The 22897-nt window shown below is 71.8% G+C and carries 17 protein-coding genes, 1 tRNA gene and 1 CRISPR repeat array; of the genes, 11 read left to right on the plus strand and 7 right to left on the minus strand.

The features are described from left to right. The first annotated feature begins 350 nt into the window (after positions 1-350). The 4 genes from K4G22_RS21140 to K4G22_RS21155 all read left to right on the plus strand — a co-directional run bounded on the left by K4G22_RS21140 (position 351) and on the right by K4G22_RS21155 (position 3579). Positions 351-761: a hypothetical protein gene (locus tag K4G22_RS21140; protein WP_228081867.1), complete on the plus strand. Its 411-nt coding sequence runs from the start codon at positions 351-353 to the stop codon at positions 759-761. 23 nt (positions 762-784) lie between these two features. Continuing rightward, on the plus strand, positions 785-1687 hold the full coding sequence (locus K4G22_RS21145; protein ID WP_228081868.1) for a TRM11 family SAM-dependent methyltransferase: 903 nt from the start codon (positions 785-787) through the stop codon (positions 1685-1687). Positions 1688-1792: 105 nt separating this feature from the next. After that, a complete protein-coding gene (locus K4G22_RS21150) occupies positions 1793-2020 on the plus strand; it encodes a helix-turn-helix transcriptional regulator (RefSeq protein ID WP_322785119.1) in 228 nt (75 codons plus the stop codon). After that, on the plus strand, positions 2017-3579 hold the full coding sequence (locus tag K4G22_RS21155) for a tyrosine-type recombinase/integrase (RefSeq protein ID WP_228081870.1): 1563 nt from the start codon (positions 2017-2019) through the stop codon (positions 3577-3579). Before K4G22_RS21150 ends, K4G22_RS21155 begins: the two co-directional genes overlap by 4 nt. A 332-nt stretch (positions 3580-3911) precedes the next feature. Beyond that, a CRISPR array of direct repeats spans positions 3912-4478; the repeat unit is 30 nt; unit sequence GTTGCGAACCCTCCGGGGTTGATGAGGACC. Positions 4479-5210: 732 nt separating this feature from the next. On the opposite strand, the gene K4G22_RS21160 is transcribed toward K4G22_RS21155, so the two are convergent. After that, positions 5211-5283, minus strand: a tRNA-Arg gene (locus K4G22_RS21160). A gap of 248 nt (positions 5284-5531) precedes the next feature. On the opposite strand from K4G22_RS21160, the gene K4G22_RS21165 reads away from it, so the two are divergent. The 7 genes from K4G22_RS21165 to K4G22_RS21195 all read left to right on the plus strand — a co-directional run bounded on the left by K4G22_RS21165 (position 5532) and on the right by K4G22_RS21195 (position 14144). Beyond that, positions 5532-7205: a dynamin family protein gene (locus tag K4G22_RS21165; protein ID WP_425336732.1), complete on the plus strand. Its 1674-nt coding sequence runs from the start codon at positions 5532-5534 to the stop codon at positions 7203-7205. A gap of 28 nt (positions 7206-7233) precedes the next feature. Continuing rightward, a complete protein-coding gene (locus tag K4G22_RS21170; RefSeq protein WP_228081877.1) occupies positions 7234-8973 on the plus strand; it encodes a GTPase in 1740 nt (579 codons plus the stop codon). 226 nt (positions 8974-9199) lie between these two features. Continuing rightward, positions 9200-10612 (plus strand): thioester domain-containing protein, encoded by a 1413-nt coding sequence (locus tag K4G22_RS21175; protein ID WP_228081878.1) that lies wholly within the window; start codon positions 9200-9202, stop codon positions 10610-10612. A gap of 221 nt (positions 10613-10833) precedes the next feature. Next, positions 10834-12498: an energy-dependent translational throttle protein EttA gene (ettA, locus tag K4G22_RS21180; RefSeq protein ID WP_228081879.1), complete on the plus strand. Its 1665-nt coding sequence runs from the start codon at positions 10834-10836 to the stop codon at positions 12496-12498. A gap of 4 nt (positions 12499-12502) precedes the next feature. Then, positions 12503-12931: an acyl-CoA thioesterase gene (locus tag K4G22_RS21185; RefSeq protein ID WP_228081880.1), complete on the plus strand. Its 429-nt coding sequence runs from the start codon at positions 12503-12505 to the stop codon at positions 12929-12931. Continuing rightward, on the plus strand, positions 12928-13584 hold the full coding sequence (locus K4G22_RS21190; protein ID WP_228081882.1) for a DUF8185 domain-containing protein: 657 nt from the start codon (positions 12928-12930) through the stop codon (positions 13582-13584). The genes K4G22_RS21185 and K4G22_RS21190 overlap by 4 nt, the downstream gene beginning before the upstream one ends. Positions 13585-13760: 176 nt before the next feature. Further along, entirely contained in the window at positions 13761-14144 is a 384-nt protein-coding gene (locus K4G22_RS21195; RefSeq protein ID WP_228081883.1) for a globin, read from the plus strand. A gap of 18 nt (positions 14145-14162) precedes the next feature. On the opposite strand, the gene K4G22_RS21200 is transcribed toward K4G22_RS21195, so the two are convergent. From K4G22_RS21200 to K4G22_RS21225, 6 genes are all read right to left on the minus strand, one after another. Beyond that, the gene (locus tag K4G22_RS21200; RefSeq protein ID WP_228081885.1) at positions 14163-15230 is read right to left on the minus strand and encodes an ABC transporter permease; all 1068 of its coding nucleotides are present in this window, start codon (positions 15228-15230) and stop codon (positions 14163-14165) included. Beyond that, positions 15227-15961 carry an ABC transporter ATP-binding protein gene (locus K4G22_RS21205; RefSeq protein WP_228081886.1) on the minus strand — a complete coding sequence of 245 codons (735 nt, stop codon included), beginning with the start codon at positions 15959-15961 and terminating at the stop codon, positions 15227-15229. The genes K4G22_RS21200 and K4G22_RS21205 overlap by 4 nt, the downstream gene beginning before the upstream one ends. A gap of 84 nt (positions 15962-16045) precedes the next feature. After that, on the minus strand, positions 16046-17050 hold the full coding sequence (locus K4G22_RS21210) for an FHA domain-containing protein (RefSeq protein WP_228081887.1): 1005 nt from the start codon (positions 17048-17050) through the stop codon (positions 16046-16048). A gap of 183 nt (positions 17051-17233) precedes the next feature. After that, positions 17234-18046 (minus strand): PP2C family protein-serine/threonine phosphatase, encoded by an 813-nt coding sequence (locus K4G22_RS21215; RefSeq protein WP_425336733.1) that lies wholly within the window; start codon positions 18044-18046, stop codon positions 17234-17236. Positions 18047-19089: 1043 nt separating this feature from the next. After that, positions 19090-21570, minus strand: a complete 2481-nt coding sequence (locus tag K4G22_RS21220; RefSeq protein ID WP_228081889.1) for a serine/threonine-protein kinase — start codon at positions 21568-21570, stop codon at positions 19090-19092. Next, complete coding sequence (locus tag K4G22_RS21225) at positions 21567-22850, minus strand: hypothetical protein (protein ID WP_228081891.1); 1284 nt, start codon at positions 22848-22850, stop codon at positions 21567-21569. The genes K4G22_RS21220 and K4G22_RS21225 overlap by 4 nt, the downstream gene beginning before the upstream one ends. Positions 22851-22897 lie beyond the last annotated feature (47 nt).

Below are 22897 nucleotides of genomic sequence, written 5' to 3' on the forward strand. Positions count from 1 at the left end.
GAGCGCGGGGGTGCTGCGTTCGAGGGAACTCGCGGCCGGCGCTGGCACGGTGGGGTGACGGGTTTCCCTATGAGGGGTGTCAGCACGAGACCGCGCCCCCGTCCACGCACCGCGCCATGGCCGCAGCCCCTGTCCCCGCGCCTCGTCACCCGAGTTCGATGCCGCCCCCCACCGTGTGGCTGGCCCCGCCCTCTCCCGCCGGAAAGCCCCACCAGCGCACTGACGACCCGTCCAGTCCGCTCCTGCCCCAGTGGGCGATCGACCGTGTCCGTCGCGAGTTCACCCACCACGGCCCGCGCCGTGCTCCTGTGCCGCTGCTGTGCCTGGACGTTCAGGACACACGCCTGGGCATGGACGCCCACACCTACGTCCGTGCCTCAAAGAACGCCGACATCAGGCGCGGCGCTCCCGTCCTCCTGGCACAACTCCCGCACCGCATCCCGTTGGACGGGCCGTCGGATCGACTGCCGGGATTCTTCTACCGAGCGCACCGCCTGCTGTCTGATTCCACCGGCATGTTGCTGGTGGCCTGCCGGCAGTACCACGAGGCGGGCGGGGAGTTGGTCGACCCCTGTGGGGAGGTGGTCGCCGCAGCTCGCGGCGCTGGGTTCGTCTACCGCCAACACGTCCTCGTTGTCCACGCCTTCGCCCACGACGGCTGCCTCCACCCCACCCCGGACGCGCCTTCACCCATTCCACGGGGCGTCGCCTGGCGCCACCGGACCATCCACACCGACCTGCTGGTCTTCACCCCCGCCTGACCCCACCCCCAAGGGAGACGCCCGTGCCCTACTCCGTGTGGAACACCGCACCCACCACCGCACCCATGCAACGCCATGGCCGCTACCTCGCGGGAAGCTCCGCCCATCCGGCGAAGATGCTCCCGGCCATCGCCGCCCACGCCATCCGCCGCTACAGCCAACCCGGCGACCTCGTCCTGGACCCCATGTGCGGCATCGGCACCACCCTCGTCGAAGCCATCCACCAGGGGCGCGACGCCCTGGGCGTCGAATACGAACGCCGCTGGGCCCACCTCGCCCAAGCCAATGTCCGCCACGCCCTCACCACCGCTGCCGAGCGCTACGGCACGGTGATTCACGGCGACGCCCGCCACCTCCCCGACCACGTCGACGAGACCCACCACGGGCGGATCGCCCTGGCCGTCACCTCACCCCCCTACGGCAACTCCGTCCACGGGCGTGCGCTCACCACGGGCAGCGGAGGCGTCGTCAAGTGGAACCACCGCTACGGCAACGACCCGCGCAACCTCGCCCACACCACCAACGACCGCCTCCAGGCAGCCTTCACCCAGATCCTGCGCCACACCCACCGACTGCTACGCCCCGGCGGCACCGTTGTCGTCACGGCCCGCCCATGGCGGGAACGCGGCGAACTCGTCGACTTCCCCACCACCGTCGCGACCTGCGGCCAAGCCGCCGGGCTCACCCTCGTCGAACGCTGCGTCGCCCTCCTGGCGGGCATCCGCGACGATCACCTCGTACTGCGGCCGTCCTTCTTCCAGCTGAAGAACGTCAGCGACGCCCGCCGCCGAGGTCTGCCACTGCACCTCATCGCCCACGAAGACGTCCTCATCTTCCGCAAACCCGGCCTTGCCACCCATCACCAGCGGTCGAAGCGTGATGTGCCTGCACCCCGCGTGCGCACGCGTACCTGCACACAATCCTGACCGGACCCGAATGGGCGGTTGCGGATATCCACATCGTCGAGCGTCCATGGGAAGGGGAAACGGAATTCGACCACTGGTCGCTAACAGGGAAGTCGGTGATGGGTGATGAGGGAAAACCAAGGGAGCGAGAATCGGAAGCAAGTGAACAGAAAAGTTTACTTGCTGACGATCGAACAGGTTTGTTCGGAGCTACAGGTTTCCCGTTCGACTTTCTATGACTGGCGGCAGAAGCGGCGTGCTCCGCAGTGTGTGCGCTTGCCCAGTGGGGCTCTGCGTGTGCGGCGTGCGGAACTCGACAGCTGGCTTGCCGGTCACGAGGAGGTGGCGAGGTGACGCCGACCAGTTACGACGTCAGGATCTGGAAGACCTTCGTCTACCAGGGAGTACGGAAGACGACATACTCGGTGCGCTGGTGCGTCAACGGGAAAGAGTTCCGTAAGTCGTTCGCGAATGCCGCGCAGGCGGATGCCTTCCGAGCGGAACTGCTCGCCGCTGCCAAGAAAGGCACTCCCTTTCTCATACTCTCCGGGTTGCCCGTCAATTACGAGTCGTCGGCTGCGGGTGTCTCCTGGTACGACTTCGCCGTCACCTTTGTCGACGAACGATGGGTACACACCTCGGGGAACACCAGGAAGACCACGGCGAAGGTTCTGATGGCCACCACCATGGCCCTCCTCAAGAAACAACCAGCGACCTTTCAACCCGTCGCCGTTCGGACCGCCCTTCGGGAATATGCCTTCAATCGAAGCCGGCGTTCCCAAGCCCCCGAAGAGGCCGTGCGCATCCTGGAATGGGTCCGGCGCAACTCCCCGACCATGGCCGTATGGGAGGACCCGGCAACGGTGCATCGTCTGCTGGCCGCGCTCGACCTGAAACTCGACGCCACCCCCGTGGCCGCGTCCAGTGTCCGGCGCACTCGACGGGTCCTCAACGTCGTACTGACCTGGGCCATCAGCCGCCGTGTTCTGCACACCAACCCACTGCCCAAGGGCCGTTCCGCCACCGCGCGTAAGCCCGCCAACACCGTGGACAAGCGCAGCCTCCCCAACGCCCAACAGGCCGCCCGGCTCCTGGCCCGCGTCAGGAGCCGGCCACGCGGAGGCCCGCGTCTGCACGCGTTCTTCGCGACCCTCTACTACGCCGCCGCACGCCCCGAGGAAGCCGTCGCGCTACGCGTCGCCGACATCCGCCTCCCCACACAGGACGCGCCGAACGGGTGGGGGGAGCTTGTGCTGCACACCGCGACCCCCGAAGTCGGCGGGCAGTGGACGGACACCGGACACCGCTACGAGGAGCGCGGCCTCAAGGGCCGCGCGGCGGGGGAGACGCGCCCCGTTCCCTGCCACCCGGCCCTGGTGCGCATCCTGCGCGACCACATCACCCGCGAAAAGCTCGCCCCGACCGACCGCCTTTTCCAGGGTGCGGAGGGTGGGGAACTTGCCGGTTCGGTCATGCGGCGGATGTGGAGATGGGCACGGAGGAGTGAACTCACCGAGGCCGAGTACGACTCGCCCCTGGCCCGCCGCGTCTACGACCTGCGCCACACCTGCCTGACCGGGTGGCTCAACGCCAACATCCCACCCGCCCAGGTCGCTGCCTGGGCCGGCAACAGCGTCCCCGTCCTACTGTCCACCTACGCCCACTGCGTGACCGGTCAGCAAACCGAACTCCTCAAACGGATCGAACAGTCCCAGGACCTCACCCCGCGCCATCCGGCCGAAGAGGACCTCACGGGAGATCTGCTGGTGGGTTCTTCTGTGCATGCACCGTGGGCATCCGAGCCCCTTCACGACAATGCGCACGCAACCAACGTGAGCGTCGCCGAGTACCCCCGCCCCCGCCATCTGCGTCTCGTGGCGAATACCCAAGCTGACCTGCGGAAACGAGGATAGGCAACGGGTAGGGAAGAAGACGCGCCCCCGGTAGAACGCGAACCTACGGCCCCGGTGCGCAGCAGGCGTCTGAGGTCGCCGGGTGGCGAACAGGGTGCTGACCTGCACGTTCGAGTTCCATGAGCATCCCCAAGGCAACATCTCATGCCTGTCCCGGCGCGTCACCTCCACGCCCACCGCCCAGCAACGAACCCGTTACGTTGCCAGCCCTCTGGGGCTGATGGGGACCGGCGACGTGCCGTCCGCCCGCTGCCTGACGGGCGCGCTGCGAACCCCCCAGAGGTGATCAGGAACCCCCAGCGGAGCCGCAGCAGCGTCTGCCGGCCGATCTCGTTGCGAACCCTCCAGGGTTGATGAGGACGTCGGCCTGGCTGGACCAGGCGACCGCCATCGGCGCGCGTTGCGAACCCTCCGGGGTTGATGAGGACGGCCGGACATCCTGGCCCGTCTGGAGATGACCTACAGGTTGGGAACCCTCCGGGGTTGATGAGGACGCTTGAAACCAGCCCCCGCCTTGAACAGACCGCCCCGTTGCGAACCCTCCGGGGTTGATGAGGACCGGTCCAGCGGGGCTTGCTCGTAGACCTCGCGCTGGAGCGGTTGCGAACCCTCCGGGGTTGATGAGGACCCGACCTACCGACCAGGAGGGCGATCCGATGACGATGCGCGTTGCGAACCCTCCGGGGTTGATGAGGACCGGACCAGCTCGCCGCCGCGCTGGGCGCCCTCGGGATCGGGTTGCGAACCCTCCGGGGTTGATGAGGACGAACGTGGTCGGGTTCGCCACCCGGTGGAACCTGTTGTTGCGAACCCTCCGGGGTTGATGAGGACGCGGCGTGCGTGGAACTCGTCCAGGCTGCTCAGGACAAGTTGCGAACCCTCCGGGGTTGATGAGGACCCGAGTGTAAAGCCGCTGGTTGGGGGGCGGGTTTGGGTGCCGTGTGGGGGTGCAAGTGCAGCGGTCTGACGGTAGTGCAACGTCGCAGGTCAGGGGGTGAGTGGGGCGCCGCGCGGGAGGTGCGGGAGTAGTCCGTGGGGTGTTGGGTTGATGGAGTCAGCCTAGCTCTGGTAGCAGGGGCCGCGCCTGGAGTGGTGACAGGTTGTCTGGGAGTGCACGGTCGTGGGTGTGGAGGGGGAGTGGTTCGGTCTTGGCGTCCACGTAGGGGGCGGAGCCTCCGCGTCGTCGCGTCGATGTCCCTCGGCGGTACTTCCCACGGCCGCGTCCGGCATCGGCCATCGCAGGTTCTCTTCCTCCTGCGGTGGGGCGGTGGGTGCGGGAGTGCCGGCCAGTCGGGTGTTCCGGTGAGGCCGGTTGAGGTCGTTCGGTCCGTCCGGTGGGTGGGGAGATGGGCACGGAAGAGTGAACTCGTCCTGGGCCTGCGCGGCGGGTCTGTGATTCCCGGCACAGTAGGCCGGGCCGTCGACTCCGCCAGGCCGGCGGCCGGTTTTTCCGTGTATTCACCGTGGGCAGCCGAACCTCGTCACCACAAAACGGACACAACCGGCGCGGGGGGAGTGGAGAGGGGGCGAGGAGCACCCCCGACTACCCGAGCCCCAGCCGCCCGCGACCAGTGGTCAGTAGTGCCGCTGACCTGCGGGAACGCGCATAGACGGCGGCCCGAGAGATGGTGCGCCCCCGGCAGGACTCGAACCTGCGGCCAAGTGCTTAGAAGGCACCTGCTCTATCCGCTGAGCTACGGGGGCCGGTGTTGGTCATGGCGTGGGACGGTGCCCCCTCGGTGACCTCGCCGCGGACAGGATAGAGCGTCGAGGGGTTCGCCCCGGTTGCTTCACGGCAGCACCCTTGTGTGGAGATCCAGTGAAGCAGCCCCGATAATCGCAGGCGAGTGCGAAGTGCGCAGCGGTTTTGAACGCTCAGGGGAGGGGTGTTGCGCACTCGTTATGCCGCGCCACGGGGTCTCGCGTCCGCTTTGGGGCGCGTTCGGCGGAATATGCTTTGGAAACCGCTTGAAGTTGGGCATTCTGCGCATGTGGCGATCTTGGACGCACGGCCCGAACTGCTGGACGCATTGACCCTCCTACGGGAGCGTCTCGCTGCCGCGCGCTTCCCGTTGGAGTTGGCGGGGGCGGAGCGTGCCCGGCGGTCGTGTGCCGAGCTGCTGGCTCAGCTCGACGGGTATCTGCTGCCCCGGCTGAGGCAGCCGGACGCGCCGTTGCTCGCCGTGGTGGGCGGGTCCACCGGGGCGGGGAAGTCCACGCTGGTGAACTCCTTGGTGGGGCGGCGGGTCACCGAGGCCGGGGTGTTGCGGCCGACCACCCGCACGCCGGTGCTGGTGTGCCACCCGGACGATCACCACTGGTTCTCGGGGAAGCGCGTGCTGCCGCAGCTGGGGCGGGTGTGGATGCCCCGGCAGGAGGCCGAGCAGCCGCCGCCCGTGCGGCGGGACGGGCAGTTGGCGTTGGCGGTGGAGACGACGCGGGCGCTGCCCGCCGGGCTCGCGCTGCTGGACGCGCCCGATATCGACTCGCTGGTGGCGGCCAACCGCGATCTGGCCGCCGATCTGCTGGGCGCCGCGGACATCTGGGTGCTGGTGACCACGGCCTCCCGTTACGCGGACGCGGTGCCCTGGCATCTGCTGCGCAGCGCCCGGGACGCCGATGTGACGGTGGCCACCGTGCTGGACCGGGTGCCGCATCAGGTGGCCGCCGAGGTGTCCCGGCACTACGGCACGCTGTTGGAACGGGCCGGGCTCGGCTCCATTCCACGGTTCACCGTGCCCGAGTTGCCCGAGTCGGCACGGGGCGGCTCGGGGGTGTTGCCCGCCACCGCCGTGGCCGCGCTGCGGGAGTGGCTGGCGCACCGGGCGCGGGATCACGACGCCAGGGCGCTGGCCGCGGCGCGTACCGCGCGCGGCGCGCTGGCCGGGCTGCGGGGGCGGGTGATGGCGCTGGCCGGCGCGGCGACGCAGCAGCACGCCACCGCCGTGCGTCTTGACCAGCGGCTGGACGAGGCGTTCGACGAGGCGGCCCTGCGGGTGCGCGGCTGCCTGGCGGACGGTGGTCTGCTGGCCGGCGAGGCGCGCGCGCACTGGATGGCGTTTCCCGACGACGCCAGCGCCGACGAACTGCTCGACGCGCTGACCGCGGCGTTGGCCGGTCTGCTGGTCGAGGCGGTGGCCGCCGCCGATGAGCGGACGGACGCGGCCTGGCGGCAGGAGGCCGCCGCGCCCCCGGCGGAGCAGGAGGAGCCGGGTGCGGTGGCCGACCGGGTGGGCGTCGCGGTGCGCCGACTGCGGCGCTGTCTTGAGGAGTTGGCCGAGGAGGCGCGGACCAGCCCGCTGATGCTGGGGCAGCCGACGGAGCGCCGGCAGCTGCCGGGGGAGGACGGGGAGACGGCCGCGCTGTTGGCGGCCTCGCTGCTGGGCGGCCGGGCGGCCGGCGTCGCCCAGCAGACGTTGGCCGGCGCGCTGGGTCCCCGGGGCGCGGCACGGCTGCGGGACAAGGGCGGCCAGCAGCTGAACGCCTGCGTGTCCCGGGCGTTGGGGGCCGAGAAGCGGCGGCGGGGCGCGCCGCTGCACCGGTTGGGGATCACCGCGGACACGCAGGTGGAGCTGGTCTCCGCGCTGTCCTCGGTGCGTGCCGAGCACCGTCCCACCACTGTCTGAGACCGGCCGGAAGCGTGAGGAGCATCAGGTGAGCGATGAGCAGGCGTCGATCCACGGGTTCGGCGGGGAGTCGCGTGAGCCCGGGGGCGGTGGCGAGCCCGGGCAGCCTCGTGGCCAGGGCGGCGCGACCGGGTTGGAGGAGGACGGTGCGCTGCGGGTGCGTCTCGGCGCGCTGCGGGAGCTGGTCGGGCTGTCCAGGACGCGGCTCGACGAGCGGGTGCTCGCTGAGGCGGGCCGGGTGTTGGACGAGGCGGCGGCCAGGGACCGGCTGCCCCGCGCGTACACCACGGTGGCGATCGCCGGGGCGACGGGCAGTGGGAAGTCGACGCTGTTCAACGCGTTGGCCGGGGCGCAGCTCTCCGAGGCGGGGGTGCGCCGTCCGACGACGGCCACGCCGGTCTCCTGCACCTGGGAGGCGGGGCGCGGGCAGAGCCCCGACGGTCTGCTGGAGCGTCTCGGGGTGCCGGCGCGGGCCAGGCGCCGGGCGCATGTGCTGGATCCGGGGCTGCGCGGGTTGATCCTGCTCGACCTGCCGGACTACGACTCGGTCGATCCGGCGCACCGCGAGCAGGTGGATCGGCTGCTGGGCCTGGTGGACGCGGTGGTGTGGGTGGTCGATCCGGAGAAGTACGCGGACGCGCTGCTCCACGAGCGCTATCTGCGGGCGTTCGCCGGGCATGCCGACGTCTCGTTGATCGTGTTGAACCAGGCCGACCGGCTGCCGCCCGAGGCGGTGGACGCGGTGCTCGACGATCTGCGGCGGCTGCTGGACGAACGGGGCGTGGCCCTGGGGGAGCACGGGGAGCCGGGCGCCTGGGTGCTCGCCGGGTCGGCGCTGACGGGGGACGGGGTGGGGGAGCTGCGCAAGTTGATCGGGGAGTTGGTGGCCGCCAGGACGGCCGCGGCGCGGCGGTTGGCGGCGGATGTGGACGGCGTCGCGCGGCGGCTTGAGGCCGTCTATGTGGCGGACGGCGCGGCGGCGCCGAACGGGCTGACCGACGAGGCGCGGGAGGAGTTCGAGGATCGGCTGGCCACGGCCGTGGGGGCGCCGGCGGCCGGGCAGGCCGCGGAGCGCGGCTGGCTGCGGCGCTCGGACCGGGCCTGCGGCACCCCGTTGGCGCAGGGGCTGCGTCGGTTGGCGGCCCGGCAGGCCGAACGGCGTGGCGAGCCGCCGGCGTTGGCGGCCAAGCGGCTGCGGGGGGACGAGGCCCTCACGGTGTCGGGGCCCGAGGTGGAGCAGGCGGTGCGGCGGTTGGCCGACGAGGCGGCGGACGGGCTGCCCGAGCCCTGGGCCAAGGCGGTGCGGGACGCCGCCTGGCGTGGCGCCGGGACGCTGCCCAGGGCGTTGGAGAGCGCCCTGGTGGGGCGTGGCCCCGCGGTGCGTCCGCCTCGCCCCGGCTGGTGGTCGGCGGCGGCGGCCGGGCAGGCGGTGCTGCTGACCACCCAGCTGCTGGGGTTCTGCTGGCTGTTGGCGGTGCTGGTCGGCCAGCCCCTGATGGGGCGTTGGCTGCCGGTGACGCTGCTGGTGCTGGGCTCGGTGGGCGGGCCGCTGCTGGCCTGGGGCTGCCGGATCGCGGCGCGTGGCCCCGCGCACGCGCACGGGCAACAGGAGGAGTGGCGACTGCGGCGGCTGGCCGCCGAGTTGGGGCACCGCCAGGTGCTGGAGCCGGTAGCCGCCGAGCTGTTGCGGTACCGCGAGGTGCGGGAGCGCTATGTGGTGGCGGCTTCACCCGCAGGGGTGACGGAGTTGTCCACAACCGGCCACTGATCCACAGGTCTCGGCGGGTTTTCCGCGACTGCCCCATCATGGTGCCCGGTGAGGCGTTCGGTGAAGTCACCAGGTAACGATTCGACTTCGGAATGTGTGAGGCCCCGGATCGACGGGGACATTGCCGAACTGCCTCTCTACGATCCACCGTACGCACGGGGATGTTGATGAGCGTGCCGTCGGAAGATACGGCTGCGCCCTGTGATCTCGTGGAGGGGACACACACATGATGCACGCGCGCAAGCGGGCACTCACCCGCCTTGCGGCCACGGCCGTCGCCACCGGGCTGTTCGCGGGAGGCGCCATAGCCACCGCCGGCTCGGCCATCGCCGACGAGCAGAACCCGCGCAGCGGGGGCGCCACGGCGGTCCTCGACGGATTGACCGTCAGCGACCACGTCAAGGTCACCCACAACGGGGAGACCAACACCTACGGGGCCGGCCTCTTCTATCTGACCGCCGACGACGGCGGCACGCTGAAGACCTACTGCATCGACTTCGCCACCGGTGCGCGGGAGGGCGCCCAGTACAAGGAGACGGACTGGCAGTCCTCGACGCTCCACGGGAACCCGGACGCCGGCAAGATCCACTGGATCCTGCAAAACTCCTTCCCCGTGGTGAACGACCTGGCCGGCCTCGCCGAGCAGGCGGGCGCCGAGTCGCTGAACGAGGAGCAGGCCGCCGCCGGCACCCAGGCCGCGATCTGGGAGCTCTCCGACGGCGTGGACGCCGTTCCCACCAACGAGAACGCCGCGAAGCTCGCGGACTGGCTGCTGGAGAACGCCGGTGATGTCGCCGAGCCGGGCGCCTCGCTTGAGCTGACCCCGCCGCAGGTCTCGGGCCAGCCGGGCCAGGTGATCGGCCCGGTCACGGTCAACACCAGTGCGGACGCGGTCTTCGTCTCCCCCGACGCCGGCGCCGCCGAGCAGGGCGTGACGATCGTCGACGCCAACGGCGAGTACATCACCGAGGACCAGCCCGTCTCCAACGGCGCCGAGCTGTACTTCTCGGTGCCCGAGGACGCGGCGGACGGCCAGGCCTCGCTGACCGCAACGGCCACCTCGCAGGTGCCCGTCGGCCGTGCCTTCACCGGCATCGACACCCGCACCCAGACCATGATCCTGGCCGGCTCCTCGGACTCGTCCGTGACCGCCGGCGCCAGCGCCACCTGGGCCTCCGCCGGTCAGCCCTCCGTCGCGGTCAACGCGGTGGAGAAGTGCACCGAGGGCGGCGTGGAGATCACCGCCACCAACGAGGGCGACGTTCCCTTCACCTTCGAGCTGGACGGCCAGGAGCACGAGATCGGCCCGGGCGAGTCCCACGCGCAGGTCGTGACGGTCGAGAACGGCCAGGCCTACGAGATCACCATCGAGAACTCCATCGACGGCGCCGACCCGTGGGTCTTCAGCGGCGTGCTGGACTGCGAGACCGGTGACGACGGCGGTCAGGAGCAGGTCGACGACAACGACCCGGCGCCGGCCAGCACCGGTGGCGAGAGCGACGACGGCCCCGACCTGGCCGAGACCGGCAGCAGCGGCGGCAACCCCGCCCTGATCGGTGGGGCCGCCGTGGTCCTGCTCGTGGTCGGTGCCGGCGTGGTCTTCTTCATCCGCCGCCGCGCCACCACCGCGGGTGAGTGACCTGACGGGTCACCCCTGAGGTAACAGCGGTACCGAACGCGCCTGGGGGCGGGTCCGACACGGGCCCGCCCCCTCGGCGTGGCCGTGCGCCCGCGCCGCCCCTCCACACCCCCTGGGACCCCGGCACCGGTTTCGTCCGGGGCCCGGGGATGCGGCAGGATGGTGGCAGGCTTCCCGCGGCCTGACATCCCTCATGACGACAGCTAGCCGGACGGTTTCTCTTGGCTGAGTACATCTACACCATGCGCAAGACGCGCAAGGCCCACGGCGACAAGGTGATCCTGGACAACGTCACCCTGAGCTTCCTGCCCGGGGCCAAGATCGGTGTCGTGGGCCCCAACGGCGCCGGCAAGTCAACGGTGCTCAAGATCATGGCCGATCTTGAGCAGCCATCCAACGGCGACGCGTTCCTCACCCCCGGCTACACGGTGGGCATCCTCCTCCAGGAGCCGCCGCTGGACGAGTCGAAGACGGTGCTGGAGAACGTCCAGGAGGGCGTGGCCGGGACCAAGGCCAAGCTCGACCGCTTCAACGCGATCGCCGAGCAGATGGCGACGGACTACACCGACGCGCTGATGGAGGAGATGGGCCAGCTCCAGGAGGAGCTGGACCACGCCGGCGCCTGGGATCTGGACGCCCAGCTGGAGCAGGCCATGGACGCCCTGGGCTGCCCGCCGGGGGACTGGCAGGTGACCAACCTCTCCGGCGGCGAGAAGCGCCGGGTGGCGCTCTGCAAGCTGCTGCTGGAGCAGCCCGACCTGCTGCTGCTCGACGAGCCGACCAACCACCTCGACGCCGAGTCCGTGCAGTGGCTGGAGCAGCACCTCGCCAAGTACCCGGGCACCGTGGTGGCCATCACCCACGACCGGTACTTCCTGGACAACGTGGCCGAGTGGATCCTGGAGCTGGACCGCGGTCGCGCCTACGTCTACGAGGGCAACTACTCCAAGTACCTGGAGACCAAGCAGACCCGGCTCAAGGTCGAGGGCCAGAAGGACGTCAAGCGCGCCAAGCGGCTCAAGGACGAGCTGGAGTGGGTGCGCTCCAACGCCAAGGGGCGGCAGGCCAAGTCCCGTGCGCGGCTGGCCCGTTACGAGGAGATGGCCGCCGAGGCCGAGAAGACCAGGAAGCTGGACTTCGAGGAGATCCAGATCCCGCCGGGGCCCCGCCTCGGCAACGTCGTGGTCGAGGTGGACAAGCTCGGCAAGGCGTTCGGCGACAAGGTGCTGGTCGAGGGCCTCTCGTTCACCCTGCCGAGGAACGGCATCGTGGGTGTGATCGGCCCCAACGGCGCCGGCAAGACCACGCTGTTCAAGATGATCCTGGGCATGGAGTCGGTGGACTCGGGCTCGGTCCGGGTCGGCGAGACGGTCGACATCTCCTATGTGGACCAGAGCCGCGGGCACATCGACGCCAAGAAGACGCTCTGGGAGGTCGTCTCCGACGGCCTGGACTACATCAAGGTCGGTCAGGTCGAGATGCCGTCCCGCGCCTATGTCAGCGCCTTCGGCTTCAAGGGCCCGGACCAGCAGAAGCCGGCGGGTGTGCTCTCCGGCGGCGAGCGGAACCGGCTCAACCTGGCGCTCACCCTCAAGCAGGGCGGCAACCTGCTGCTGCTGGACGAGCCCACCAACGACCTGGACGTGGAGACGCTCTCCTCGTTGGAGAACGCGCTGCTGGAGTTCCCCGGCTGCGCCGTGGTGGTCTCCCACGACCGATGGTTCCTGGACCGGGTGGCCACGCACATCCTGGCCTACGAGGGCGACTCCCGCTGGTTCTGGTTCGAGGGCAACTACGAGTCCTACGAGAAGAACAAGATCGAGCGGCTGGGGGCCGAGGCGGCCCGTCCGCACCGCGCCACCCACAAGAAGCTGACCAGGGGCTAGGACGATGCGGCATCGCTTTGAATGCCCGCTGCGCTGGTCGGACATGGACGCCTTCGGCCATGTCAACAACGTGGTCTTCCTGCGCTATCTCGAAGAGGCGCGGATAGATTTCATGTTCCGGCTGGCGCGGAAGGCCGACTCGGGCGCGTTCACCGGCGGTTCGGTGGTCGCCCGGCACGAGATCGACTACCGCATGCCGCTCACCCACCGCCCCGAACCGGTCGTCGTCGAGCTCTGGGTGACCAAGCTGGGCTTCGCCTCGGCCACGGTCGGCTACGAGATCAAGGACGAGCGCGGCGTCTATGTCACGGCGCGGACCGTGGTGGTGCCCTACGACCTGGAGCAGGGCCGGGCCAGGCGGCTGACGGACGAGGAGCGGACGTTCCTCTCCCGGTATCTCGACGACGAGGCGACGGGCGCCGAAACGGTATGACCGAGCAGCCGGAGTTGGCGTTCGCGCGGCCGGGTGAGGCGGCGGATCTCGTCGCCTTCCTCGCCCGCCAGCTGCGGTGGGATCGCACGGCCGCCGCCCGGGTGCAGGGCGAGGGCGAGGTGCTCGCCGTCTTCACCCAGCCGGCCAGGTTCGGCGTGCTGGCCGTCCGCCCCGTGCCGCTGCGCGCGCCCGTCCGGTTGGATCGCACGGTCTCCGCCGGGGAGTTGATCGAGGCGGTGGACGAGGAGCGCGAGACGCTGTCGCTGCCGGCCGCGGTGACGGGCCCGTCCTGGGCCGGGCTGCTGCCGCCGCGCGGCGGCTGGCGCGCGCTGGTCGAGGTGCCGCACCAGCGGGTGCGGCAGGCCGCGGACACGGTGGTCGCCGAGTTCCGGGAGCGCACCGAGGGCCTGCCCCCAGAGGAGCGCACCCGGGGCGCGCTGGACGCGCTGGCCGAGGAGATATGGTCCCGCCCGCTCCCCGACACCACGCTGCCGCTGCGCGCCGTGCACGCGGCGCACGCCCTCGGCCTGCTGCGCGCGACGGAGCCCGTCACGGTGCTGGAGCGCGGCCCCTGGCTGCGGCTGCGGACCGCGTTGGGCTCGACGGCCGTTCGCCGGGCCGGCGTCGGCGGCCTGAGCGTCACCCCGCTGTAGCGCCGGCCGGCGCGGGCCTCGCCGTGGGGTATCGCCGCCGCACCCGAGCCGGCCAACGGCCTTGGGCAGGTGGCGACCGGCTGCCGTAGGCGTCGACTGAGCAGACCCGGGCCCGGCTACCACCGGGTATCCCCACCGGCGGCGTCTCGCCGCGGCGGGTCTGCCACCATGGAGGCATGATCCAGCAGCTGACGTTCTACGAGCAGGTCGGGGGCGAGCCGACCTTTCGGGCGCTGGTCCGCAGGTTCTACGAGGGTGTCGCCGAGGACCCGATCCTGCGGCCGATGTACCCGGAGGAGGATCTCGGTCCCGCCGAGGACCGGTTGGCGCTCTTCCTGATGCAGTACTGGGGCGGGCCCCACACCTACGGCGAGACCAGGGGGCACCCCAGGCTCCGGATGCGGCACGCGCCGTTCACGGTCGACCGCGCCGCGCACGATGCCTGGTTGCGGCATATGCGCGACGCGGTGGACAGCCTGGCCCTTGAGCCCAAGTTGGAGAAGCAGCTCTGGGACTATCTGGTGTTCGCCGCCCGCTCCATGGTCAACACCCCGGAGTAGCCCCGGGGCGGGGCCCGTTCAGGCGTCGTCCCAGCGGAACAGCCGCGCCGAGATCGCCGTCACCACGGCGGTGAACAGCAGCAGGCCGCCGATCACCGGCAGCGCCGCGCCCCAGCCCTCGCCCCGGGTGAGCACGTCCTGCATCGCCTGGTTGAGGTGCTTCAGCGGCATCGCGTTGGAGATCGCCGCCACCCAGCCGGGGACGCCGTCCAGCGGGAAGAACGAGCCGGACAGGAACGCCATCGGCATGATCACCAGCTGGAGCGCCGCGTTGGCCGCCTCATCCGTCTTGGCCCAGGCGCCGATCAGCAGGCCGAGCGACATGAACGCCAACGTGCCGGACGCGACCAGCGGGATCGCCAGCCACCAGAAGCCGGTGAGCTGGAGCCCGTAGAAGGGGATGGTCGCGATGCCGATGAAGAGCGCCATCTGGAGCAGCGCCATCCCGAGGCTGACGCCGACCCGGGCGCTGATCACGGTCGCCGGCGAGATCGGCGCCAGCCACAGCCGGCGCAGGATCCGCTTCTTCCGCCAACTCACCAGGGTGAACGCCGACATGAAGGCCGCGCCCATGGCGATCGCCCAGCCGAGCAGCCCCGGTGCGAGGAACTGGATGGCCTTGATCGAACGGTCCTCGACCTGGTCGGTCGCCAGCTCGAAGGCCGGCGGCTCACCTGTCGCCGCCACGTTGGCGCTCTGCACCAGCGACTGCACCAGCCCCTGCACGGCGCCGGACCGCGCCGGGTCGGCCGCCGAGTAGCGCAGTTCGACGGTGCCGTTCCCCTCCTCCCAGACCACGGCGTCGGCGCCCCCGTCGCTGACCCGCGACAACGCCTCGTCGCGGTCCGCCACATGCTCCAGGTTCAGCGCCTCGGAGAGCCCGCGGCGCTCGTCGGCCGACAGGTCGTCGAGCACGGCGACATCGCCGACCTGGAGGACATGGGAGCGGGAGACCGAGTCGTTCTGGAACAGCGCGCCGAAGAGCAGCAGGAACATCAACGGGAAGATCAGCGTGAAGAAGGACGCGGTGCGGTCCCTCAGCAGGGCGAACAGCATCGCCCTCGACAGGCTCTTGAGGGCGCTCATTCCCGGTACTCCCGTCCCGTGAGCTGGAGGAAGACGTCCTCCAGGTTCTTCACGCCCAGCTCGGCGACCAGATCGGCCGGGGACCCGACCCGCAGGATGCGGCCGGCGTCCATGATGGCCACCCGGTCGCAGAGGATCTCGGCCTCGTCCAGGTAGTGCGTGGTGAGGACGACGGTGCGACCCGCCCTGTTGATCCCGCGGAGCAGATCCCACAGGTTGCGACGGGCCTGCGGATCGAGCCCGGTGGTCGGCTCGTCGAGAAAGACCAGCTCCGGATCGTGCACCAGAGCGCAGGCGATGGAGAGCCGCTGGGCCTGCCCGCCGGAGAGCTTGTCCTCGCGGGTGTCCGCCTTCTCCGTCAGGCCGACCGTCTCCAGCATCTCGTCGGCCCGCCGCGTCGAGACGCCGTAGAGGGCCGCGAAGGTGTGGATCTGCTCCCGCGCGGTGAGCTTCTCGAAGAACGCCGACGCCTGGAGCTGGACGCCGATCCGCCGCAGCAGCCGCTGGTCCCGAGGCCAGGAGGGAACGCCGAGCAGCCGCGCCGTGCCCTCGTCGGGTTCGCGCAGCCCCTCGATCAGCTCCATCGTGGTGGTCTTGCCGGCACCGTTGGGGCCCAGGATGCCGTAGAACTCACCTTCCGTGACCTCGAAGGTCACCCCGTCGACGGCCTGGACCTCGCCGTAACGCTTACGCAGTCCTTCGACCGATATGGCGGCTATGTTGTTCGTCACTCTGCGATCGTAGGTGCTGGCCGAAAACTCACCGTCGGTGGGCCACCCCAGGACGACTCCGGGTCACTGTCAACGGTGGTTCCGTCACTGACGGTAGAGGCGCAGCGTGGTCCAGGCGCCCACATGCACCCGGTCCCCCTCCTGGAGCGGTACCGGGACGAACGGCTGGATCGGGTCCTCCGCGCCGTTCACCGTGGTGCCGTTGGTGGAGTCCTGATCCACCACGGCCCAGCCGCCGTCCGGCTGCTCCACCAGCACCGCGTGCTGGTGGGAGACGCCCGGATCCTCCGGCTGGACGGAGAGGTCGATATCCGGCGACTCGCCCGTGGAGTTCCGGCGTCGGCCGATGGTCATCTGCGGCCCGCTGAGGTGGAGTTGCTGCTCCGGCGCGTAGGCGGGCAGCGACAGCTGGGCGGCCTCGGGGCCCGAGCGGTGCATCATCGCGGCGAAGTACTCGGGGTCGGGACCGACCGTCACCAGCCAGCCGCCGCCGGGCTGCTGGCCCGGATAGCCGGGCGGGCCCGGCTGCGGCGGCGCGGCCGGCGCGCCGCTGGGCGGCGGCAGCATCCAGTCACCGGACGGTTGCGGCGGCGGGGGCTGCTGATACTGCGGCGGCGGCGCGGGCGGCTGGCCGAACCCGGGCGGCCCCGACAGCTGTTGCTGTCCCATCGGCTGCTGCCCCATCGGCGCCGCGTGCGGCGCGCCCGGATAGGCGGGGGCGGGCGGGGTGTAGGTGGTGGGGGAGTTGGTCAGGAAGTTGTACCGGCACTCCTCGCAGAACGGGGACTGCGCCTCGCGCGGGGTGCGGCACTGCGGACACGACTCGACGCCCTGCATCGGCGCGGTGACCGGCCCACCCGGCGGCGGGTAGCCGGGCGCGCCGGGCGGCTGGCCCGGGTATCCCTGCGGCCCCGGCTGTGAGGGGAAGCCCTGCCCGGGCGGCGGAGGCGGCGGCCCCGGGTGACCGGGATAGTCCTGACCCGGCATGGGCGGCGGTGGCATGGGGACGGCGGGTGCCATGATGCGGTGTCCACAGACCTCGCACCAGTCCTCGGCCATCGACTGATGGCCGTTGGGGCAAGTGGGCATGGACTGCCTCCCCCTCACGTCTGCTTCTTCACTCGGTTCGAATCGGCTGTCTTCTGCTGTCCGTCGGGTCTGCCGCGCTCTCGCCGCGTCGCTCGCCGCACCTCTCGCCGGCAGTACGACAGGTGCCCTCAGTGAACATTACCGGTCGACCTTCGTCGACAGGCCATGACCTTCGGCACCTTTTCAGGCATCCCCCTTCCGCCCCTGAGCCGACGGCGGCGGGGGGAACGGGATCAGGGCGACGGTCACGTTGTCGTGCCCGCCGGCGTCCAGAGCGTGTTTGACCAGGCGCTGGGCGCTGGGCAACGGCGTCGACCTGGACCCGTCCGGCACCAACCTCGCCATCTGGTCGGCGCCTTCCGCGTAGTTCCACAGGCCGTCGGTGCAGACCACCACCACACCCGGCCGGTCCGGCTGGAAGGTCGCGGTGTGCGGCTCGACGTCCTGGGCGTCGGCGCCCAGCCAGGCGGTGATCGCGTGTGCGCGGTGGTCGGCCATGGCCTCGGCCTCGGTGAGCAGCCCGGCCGCCACCATCTGCGCCGCCCAGGAGTCGTCCTCGGTGAGCCTGGCCGCCCCCGCCCTGTCCAACGGCACCCAGTACGCCCTGCTGTCGCCGATCCAGCCCACCGTCAGCTGGCCGCCGGCGGCGATGGCGCTCACCAGCGTGCACGCCGGCGCGTTGCGCCCTGGCTCGCGCTCGGCGTCGGCGAGTTGGTTCACCGCCTCGGCCGCCACCAGCACCGCCTCGTGCATCGCCTGCTCACCGCCCATCCCACGGGGCAGCGCGGCCAGCAGGAACGACGCCGCCGCGAGCGCCGCGGCCTCGGACGCCTCGTGCGGGCGACTTGAGGACGACACCCCGTCGCACACCACGGCGACCACGGCGGGCGTGCCGTCGGGGAGCGCGGTGTTGCCCACGCTGAACGAGTCCTCGTTGCGGTGGTGACGCCGCCCGAGATCGCTGACCGCCGCGACCGTCCCGAGGCCGCGTTCCACGTGGTTCCGCTCCGCTGGGTCGGGCCTCGCGCAGTCCACGCAGCACCCGTCCGCCTCCGCGCCGGCGCGACCGCACCCGACACAACGGGCCGCCGGCGCGGTTGCCTTCGGCGTGATGCGGGGGTCGGCCGGTGGATGCGTCCGTGGATCGGGCCCCTGCGGCGCGGGCCCCTGCGCGGGGGGCGTGGACGGGGGCGCCGGAAACTCGGCCTCCGACGGCAACGGCGACGGCAGGTGGAAGTCCGGCTCCGTCGGCGTGTAGCCGGCGGCGGGTGCCTGCGGCGCGGTTGCCCGCGGCGCGGACGGCCGTTGGGCTGGTGCGGGCGTGGCCGCTCCCGTCGGGGCCTGCGGCGCGGCGGGTTCTTGGGCCGGTGGGGGTGCCTGCGGCCCGGTTGCCCGCGGCGCGGACGGTGGTCGGTTGGCTGCCCCCGCCCGCCGTTCGTGCGGCTGGCCGCCGGCCGGTGGCTGTTGTTGGGCCGGTGCGGGTGTTCCCGTTGGGCCGGCCGGCACTCCCGGGGTCTGGGGTGCCGGGCCGGCCGACACTGCTCCCGTCGGTGCCTGCGGTGCTGCCGGTCGTTGAGCCGGAGCGGGCGCCTGCGGCGGTGCCCCTCCCCCCGGCCCGGCCGGTGCCTGCGGCGGCGTCGCGCCAGCGGGGCGCTGTCGCTCGGGCGGTCGTTGAGCCGCAGCGGGCGGTGCGGGCGGAGCGGGCGCCTGCGGCGGTGCCGCCGCTCCGCCGGCGGCCAGCGGTAGCCGAGGTGCCGGCGTTGGCTGTGGCGCTGGGGTGCCGGTCGGTGGCTGTTGTTGGGGCGGTTGTTCAGTCGAAGCGTGCGGCGTAGCCGATGGTGCCCGGGGTGGCCCCGCTGCCGGCCCTGCCGGCCCTGCGCCGGCCGGTGGGGCGGGGGGTGGGGGCGGCGGCGCCGCCGAAGCCCGCGGTGCCGCCGCGTGGCGAAGGTCCGTGCCGCAGACTCCGCAGAAGCGGTCGTCGGCCTCCAGCGGCTCCCCGCAACCGGGGCAGGCGGAGAGTTGGTCGAGCTGCGGCATCTTCACACCCATGTCCTGGGGCGGAAGCGGTTCGCCGCTTCCACCAGTTCCGTCCGTTCCCTACTGGTGGGTGCCAATCTGGCCAGTCTCCGGAAGGAGCGTTCCAGACCGAACCTGACACCCGTCTCGTCGAGCGACGTGCCCAGCAGCTGTAGACCGAAGCGCGTCTCCCGCTGGTGTGAGCCCCCCGACAGCAGCCAGTCCAGGGCGCATCCCAGCACTTCACAGGACAGTTGTTCGCTCAACGATGGTTCCAACCCGGCGGCACGCAAACGTGCGACCTGTTCGCCGGCGGCGAGCAGGTCGGGGAGGGCGTGGGTGGCGCCGGACGGCTGCCACAGCCGGGCTCGCACCGTGGCCACCCTCGCGGCCAGGTAGTGGGCCGACGTCTCCGGGACCGACTCCAGCGCGGCGACCGCGCCCGGCCGGTCGCCGACGGCGAGCCGGACCCTGGCCAGGCCGAAGGCCGCGCTCACATGGCTGGGGTCACAGGTCCAGACCAAGGCGTAGTAGTCGGCCGCGTTGTCCCACTGCGCCAGCTCCTCGGCGCAGACGGCCAACGCCAGCTTGGGCGCCACCTCGCCGGGGAAGGCGTCGTACACCGCGTCGAAGGCGTGCGCCGCGGTGGCCAACTCGCGTTCGGCCAGGGCGGTCAGGCCCTGGTACCAGACCACCCGCCAGTCGTCGTGGTGGCGTTGGCGCAGCGTCGCCAGCAGCGCGCGCGTGGCCCCTGCCGACGAGGGCCCGTCCAACTCAAGGTGGGCACGGACCTCCCTGATGCGCCGCTCCACCGAATCCGTGGGGGCCGCGCTCAGCGCCACCACCACATCGGCCGGGGCACTGGCCATCACGCCGGCGAGGAAGCCGGCGTTGGGATCGTCCGGGTCGATCACGGGGACCGGCAGGGCCAGCGCCGCCGCCCTGGCCGGCGGCGGCCCGACCTCGGCCACCGCCAGGGGCGCGGGGGGAGCCGTGGGCGCGGCGGTGGAACGGGCGCGCCGGCCGGCGGGCCGCGCGCCGAGCCGCGAGACCGGGCCCATCGGGGCGCGCAGCGGCTCCGTGTCCACCACCCGTTCCTCCTGGCCGAACAGGGGGGAGACGGCCGGCTGTGGGCGGCCGGTGCGGGTGGCGACCAACTCGCGCAGTACGCCGGTGAGTTGTTCCGCCATCTCCTCGGCCGACGCGAACCGCCGCCGGGGCTCCGGGTCGGTGCCCCGCACCAGGAAGCGGTAGAACGACTCGTGCTCCCGGAACACGTCGATATGGGCCGGGTCCGGCAGGCTGTCGGAGAAGACGCTGGTGTAGCCCTGGAAGTCGAAGGTGAGCACGGCCAGGGTGCGGGCCACCGTGTAGAGGTCGGAGGCCACCGAAGGGCCGACCTCGGGCACCTCGGGGGCCTGGTAGCCCAGCGTGCCGTAGATGGCCGACTCGTGGTCGTCCATCCGGCGGACCGCGCCGAGGTCGATCAGCTGGAGCTGGTCGTGCTGCTGGATGGCGTTGTCCACCTTGAAGTCGCAGTAGAGCAGGTTGCGGCTGTGCAGGTAGCCCAGCGCGTCGAGCGCCTCGATGCCGTAGGCGCAGGCCTGTTCCACCGGCAGCGGGTCGCGGCGTCCCTGGGAGGTTCGGCGGGCGTTGGCGATCTCCTTGAGCGACTTGCCGCCGATGTACTCCATGACGATGTAACCGTCCATGCTCCCGGTGCGTCGGTCCAGATGCTCAACGAAGTTGTAGATCCGGACGATGCTGGAGTGCTCGATCTCGGCCAGAAACCGACGCTCCGAGATCGCCGCCGCCATCGCGTCCTCGTCGCCGGTGTCCAGCAGGCCCTTGAGCACCACCCACCGGTTGGAGACGGCGGTGTCGACGGCCAGATAGATCCAGCCAAGGCCGCCGTGCGCCAGGCAGCCGGTGACCTGGTACTGGTCCTTGACGACATCGCCGGCCCGCAGCTTGGGCACGAAGGAGTAGGGGTGGCCGCACTTGGTGCAGAAGCCCTCGGTGCGCCCGCCGCGGCCGTTGCGGGAGCGGCCCACCTGGGCCCCGCAGGCGTGGTTGCCGCAGAACCTCTTGCGTTCCGGCACCTCTGGCTGGTCAAGCACGGCGGTGCGCGGGTCGTGGCGCGGCACCTCGGGCACCGCCACCAGGCCGACGCCGAGCCGGGAGCGCGCGGAGAGCCCGGTCTTGGTGCGCGAGCTGCGCACCGTCAGCGTCGGTTCGAGCGGGGTGGCGCCGCCGCGCGAGAGCCGCCCCGAGACCGAGCGGGCGGAGGCGCGGGAGCGCGTGGACTCGACGGCACCCGCGCTGTCGCCCCGCTGCCGCTCGCTCCGCACATGGGTGTCGGTCGGGGAGTCCCCGATCATGCCCTCGGGGGACACCACCGGGGCCAACCCGCACTGTCCGCAGTGCAGTTGACCGTCCGTGCCGCTCTGGTAGCGGCCGTCGCAGCCGGTGCGCTGGCAGGCCGGTCCCTGCTCCTCGCTCATGACTCCCCCCGCGACCCGGCGGCGCGGTCCGTCGAGTCGGCGGCCGAGGGCAGCAGCGCGTCCGCCGCCGCCTCCTGGTGGCGCAGCACCGCCGACTCGGCGGCGCGCAGATCGCAGGGCGCCGTCCACAGCATCCGGCGGGCCGCGTCATAGCGCTCGGCCAGCAGCCGCTCGTCGCCCCGGCCGGCCCGGACGACCCTGGCCCGCCAGGCGTCGAGCCGGCCGCGCAGCTCGGCGCGGACCGCCAGCGGCGCGGTGACGGCGGAGAGCGAGTCCCTGGCGCGCCGCAGCTCCTCGTCGGCGCGCTGCTCCAGGGATTCGAGCAGCGGCGAGAGGCGGTGCCACTGGGAGCGCCTGCGGAAGTCGGCGGCGGCGATCAGCTGTTCGCCCAGCGCCTGGGAAGGCCCGTTGACCGCGGGAACCTCGGACGCGGCGATCTTGGCCAGCACCTCGCCCCGGGCGAGCCGCGCCTCCGCGAGGGTGCGGTCGGCGCGGGACAGCACGTCGCGCAGCCGGATCAGCCGCTCCTCGGCGTCCTTGCGCACCCCGATGACCGCGTCCACCTCGCGCCTGATGTCGTCCAACGCGCGCGCCGCCCGGTCGTAGCGGGTGGTGTCGGGGCGGCCCCCGCCGGGCGCGCTGCTGCCGCCCGCCGGCGTCCAGAAGGCCAGCGGGTCCGCGATCACCTCCGCGCGCAGTGTGGTCAACTCCTCGGTGATCCCCGTGAGTTCGTCGCCCGCCGGATGGGCGCCCGGGCGGACGCCGACGGAGTGGGCCAGATCCCGCAGCCGATGCAGCTCGGTGGCCAGCAGGTCTATCCGGGCGGGCAGCGCCGACCAGACCACGTCGGCGGCGACCAGCAGGTCGAGCACCTCCGCGTAGCCGGTGTTCATCCGGCCGATCAACTCGGCCCAGCCCAGGTGCTCGACGCCGCCGTCCTCGCCGGCGACGCCGAGCGTGGCGCCGTCCAGCACCATGCTCAGCTGGAGCAGCTCGTCGCGGCCCGGGTCGCGGCGGCGCGCCCGCAGCTCGCGGGCGGTCTCCAGGGCGTCGGTGAGCTGGTCGAAGTCGTTCCACAGCCGGGTGATGACATGCTCGGCGCGCGACCAGCGGTCCCGGGTGGCCCCGGTGAGGTCGGCGCCCTCCAACAGCCGGCGGCCGGCGTGGTCCTGGAGGGCGAGCAACGAGATCTCGATCGCCTCGTGTTCGGCGCCGAAGCGCGCCAGCGAGCGGTCCACCTCCTCGCGGCTCAGCACGGTCCCGCCGGAATCCGGGGCCATCGCACTCCCCTCTGTCTCTCCCGCCGGCTCTCACACGTCGGCTGTGG

It is taken from the genome of Streptomyces profundus, assembly GCF_020740535.1.
GTDB classification, from domain to species: Bacteria; Actinomycetota; Actinomycetes; order Streptomycetales; family Streptomycetaceae; genus Streptomyces; species Streptomyces profundus.